We start from the raw sequence: 4142 nt of genomic DNA on the forward strand, positions 1-4142 counted from the left end.
AATTTAGTGATATAATTTTTGGTCGCTTTTGGTATATCTAGCTCATAATCTGTTTCAAATTCTTTGTCCAATGAGTTAAATGCAGCATTAAAAATATTTTTTAAATCTTGCAATTCTTTTTTTTCAATTTTATGTTTTTTTTCAATCTCAGATTCACGCTTTTTTTGCTCTGCTTTTTCTCGTTCTTTTATAGCGGCATAAGCTCTACCACTTAAATGTTTTGCTTTTGTGATTTCTGCATAAGCTCCACGCACCATTCCTAATTGTTTTGCAACACTATCTTGTATTTGTGTTAATGCGATTCTATTTATAGATTTCCAACGATTTTTACCGGTGTTTTCATCTAGCGTTACAAATTCTAAATGTGCGTGATTATTTAATTGTTTATTGCCATCGTCATCTATATATCCCTCATCTTTATGCATTGCAATCTGATAGCATTGAAACCCATATTCTTTTCTAAAATAATTTGCTAAATTTTCTAAGTCTTTTAAAGTATGTTTAGATTCAATATTGACCACCGCACTCCAAAGGTAACTTTTTGCTTGAAACTTTTTATTTCTTGCCCTACAATTTTCTACATAAGACTTTTTAGCATTGATAATAATTTCATCTCGTTTTTTTTCAGCTTCTTCTGCACTATTATCATAGATAATTTCGCCGCCAATAGCATAATTAGGACGGATATGTGCGTTATGATATAGTTGAAAACAATAGCCTGATTTTGAAATATTTGTTTTTTGAAAATTGATACTTGAAAAAGCCATTAAAAGCCTTTGTCATAATTATCCTCTTTGCTTCTATAAACCTTGATAATTTTAATGGCTTCCATATTATTTATAGCTTCACCTATTATGAGATATTTTGTTATAGTCCAACGCCAATAATTTTTAGCTCTTTGGATTTTTTCTACATTATTTAATGCGAATGGATTATTTACATTTTCAAGCTCCGATAAAAATATATTTATTCTATTTATATTTTCAGCATCTTTTTTTATTTGTTTTGCTAAAAAAGTATCAACGCTTGACTTAATAATCACTTGCACTATCTATTCCCATTTCTTGCAATACTTCATTTTTGATTCTTTGTGAATCTATGGAATTTTTAGTACTAATTTTGCTAGATTCTTTGCTGATTGTTAGTTCATTTGGACGCAAATATTTTTCTTGCTTTTTATGATAAGATGGTGCAGAATATGCTCTAGCAATAAGGCTTGATAAAAACTTAGCTAATTCAGCATACATTTGCGCTTCTTGTTCTCGTTTTTTCATTTGAAAAATAGCACTATCATAATATCTAGTTAGCTGCCTTGGTGTAGCATTCTCATATTTAGAATAGTCGATTTTTTCCATTATAATTTTCCTTTCATAAAACAATATTAGTCAGATTTGACTTGCCGAATTTTAGTATATTTTTTTATGAAAGTCAATATTTTTTTAAATTTTTAAAAAAAATACATAATTTATAATATTTTTTAATGGTAGTAGTTTGCAAACTACTACCATTAAAGTAAAATTTCTTAATAATATGGCTTAATATGGTAATTTATTATCAAATATATCATAAATTTACTTATATTTTTTATGTTTAATATTTTATTATATATTGCTATTGATTCATAGTATAAAAATACTTAATATATGTTTCTAATATATCATTATTTGACTGCAATTTATTTATATTAAATTGACTTAATTTTGTATGATTAAACTTCCATTCAATCGCATTAAAAATACCATTTATTATTGTGGCTATAAATGCTTTTTTATCTGGCGTTTGATAATAAGGTCTATCTGTTATATTATTACAAAATAGTTGATAGTATGTGTCATTATTTGTAGCTATATTATCAATTTTAATCGGTTCATTTGTGGTATCACCAAACCATAATGATTTATAGAAAAAATTAAAGTCATTATGTTTGATATAAAGTCTGTTTAATTCATTGAAAAAATCATTTGATAATTGAGTAGATTTGTTGCTAAAATATAGCCTAAATTCTATAACTTTTTTGCCTTGTTTTTTAATAATTTTTGGCTCTTTTATCCATAAATCACTATACTTATTTATTTCATCTATCGCCGGCTTTATAACCTTACTATAAAGTCTAGTATAACTAGTAGTATATGATTTTGGTAATAGAAATATTTTTGTAAGAGTATCAATCTCAAAATCTCTATAATTCATTTTACGATAGTCCTTTAAAAGTGCATAAAATCGTATTGCATATTTTGAGTTAAATTGATTGATATATTTGACTTGATCAATGCGTGTAAATTTATCTTTTAATGCTAATAAAAATGGCATCATATCATTATTAAATCTTATATCTATTTGTTGTTCAACTTGTCTATATCTTAGACTAGAAAATATTGTATATCCTATATAATCTCCATCGGATGATTCTATTTCAAATGTTTGGCGTAACATTTTGCGTAATTCGCTAATTAACCAAGTTCTATTTGATTTATTAAAACCAAGTTTGTCGCAGAAATCCTTAACACTTATAGCGTAATAATTAAAGTTTTTATCCTTAATAGGATTTATAAGAGTAACGCATTGATAAAATATTTTTAACTGTTCTTTTGTAAGGTTATTTTTAGATTCAGTGATTTGATTACTAATATTAGCTTGATTGCGTATAAAACCATTTTTTAGCTCTATAATAGTTTTTTCAAACATTAAATTTTCAAGCTCTTTATTTCTTTGTTTTTGCTCTTTAATATGTTCTAATGTTTTATCAAAATCATCATTATCTACATTTTTTTTAGTCTCTTTATTAGAATCTTTATTAAAAGTTTCTGTTTCTAATGTTTTATCTTTAATATTCAATAAACCTTGCCTAATATTTGTATAATTATCTTTAGTATATTTCAAAGATATTGAGCATAATTCTTGGAACTTTTGCCTAATATTTGTATAATTATCTTTAGTATATTTCAAAGATAATATCCACCATTTTTGAATTATTTGTTTAATATTCATAATATTGCCTCCATTATTATTTTTTGTATTATAATATAAAAAAGTTACTTGTCAAGAAAAAGTTATAAATTATTGTACCTTAATATTTAAAAAGTTACAATAAGCTAGAAAATGATAAAGAAAAGTAACTTTTTACTAAATAGGTTACTATTTGAGCCTTTTCGTATGAAAAAAGTTACTTTTCTTTATACGATTCGTATGAAAAAAGTTACTTTTCGTATGAAAAAAGTTACTTTTCGCCTCTTCAAACCTCGTGCAGTAGGGCGTTGCAGAGTGTGTACAAATATGTACAAATTTTTTTTACTGTACAAACCGGCGTCGCTTAAATTTTTCTATGAAAAGTAACTTTTTTCATACGAATAAAAAACAAGCAAAATCATATAAAAACTTGATAATAACAATTTTAATAAATCGCCTTAAAGGGCGAACTTTTATCAAATTAACACACTTAAAACCACATATACACCCTGCTAAATTAACATTCTATTGGGCTTTATAGCCTTATATTAGGCACTCGCTTCCGCTCGTGCTATTTTTCATAAGAAAAAATTTAATTTTTTGATGTATTTCACTCGCAATTATAAGCATTTTTTAATAGTTTCATAGATTTTTAAAATATTTAGTTGTTATTTTGCATTATTTAACGATAGCAAAATCGTAGATTCATTAAATATGGCGTTTTAAATAGCCTAGAATCAATTTTAGCGTTTTTTATGTATATTTGATTGAATTTTACTATATTTTTGATTCTCGCAGCTCTTTCCCCTTTGTTTTTCAATATTTCGTTGCCAAAAATCAAACAGAGTTCTCCATACTTCACAGAATTTTTGGAGAGTAGGGTTAAAATTTTCCCTTTTTGACATATCTAAAAACTCCTTGGGTATTGCTTTGTGGATAATATCCTGCCATTGTTCGTCCCGTTCTGCGACAAGTTGCTTTGTTTGCTCAATAAAATCTTCTCGTTGCTGTTCTATATCGCTTTCAAGCTCTGCATTTTTCTCTGTTAAAATAGCAATTTCAGTGCATCTATATTCCAAATTTTCTTTAAGTTTTTCATTTTCGCCTTTCAATTTTTTGAATTTAGTGATATAATTTTTGGTCGCTTTTGGTATATCTAGCTCATAATCTGTTTCAAATTCTTTGTCCAATGAGTT

General features: G+C 26.2%; 5 protein-coding genes. All 5 read right to left on the reverse strand.

The window, feature by feature from the left end; genetic code table 11:
- On the reverse strand, window positions 1-767 hold a 767-nt coding region (locus tag Q0H31_RS12890; RefSeq protein ID WP_295298824.1), incomplete at its 3' end, for a hypothetical protein.
- A complete protein-coding gene (locus Q0H31_RS12895; RefSeq protein ID WP_295298826.1) occupies window positions 767-1048 on the reverse strand; it encodes a hypothetical protein in 282 nt (93 codons plus the stop codon). The genes Q0H31_RS12890 and Q0H31_RS12895, both read right to left, overlap by 1 nt.
- Complete coding sequence (locus Q0H31_RS12900; RefSeq protein ID WP_295298828.1) at window positions 1032-1355, reverse strand: hypothetical protein; 324 nt, start codon at window positions 1353-1355, stop codon at window positions 1032-1034. Before Q0H31_RS12900 ends, Q0H31_RS12895 begins: the two co-directional genes overlap by 17 nt.
- 256 nt (window positions 1356-1611) lie before the next feature.
- Window positions 1612-2988, reverse strand: coding sequence for a replication initiation protein (locus Q0H31_RS12905; RefSeq protein WP_295298830.1), 1377 nt, complete (start codon window positions 2986-2988; stop codon window positions 1612-1614).
- Between the two features lie 701 nt (window positions 2989-3689).
- Window positions 3690-4142: hypothetical protein (locus tag Q0H31_RS12910; protein WP_295298832.1), on the reverse strand; the 453-nt coding region annotated here is incomplete at its 5' end.

The sequence above is a fragment of the uncultured Brachyspira sp. genome, from assembly GCF_934747485.1.
GTDB lineage: Bacteria > Spirochaetota > Brachyspiria > Brachyspirales > Brachyspiraceae > Brachyspira.

Bases quoted from the DNA above. Each gene is read 5' to 3' on its own strand.
- Q0H31_RS12905 (WP_295298830.1), bottom strand. From the start codon at position 2,988: ATGAATATTAAACAAATAATTCAAAAATGGTGGATATTATCTTTGAAA.
- Q0H31_RS12900 (WP_295298828.1), bottom strand. From the start codon at position 1,355: ATGGAAAAAATCGACTATTCTAAATATGAGAATGCTACACCAAGGCAG.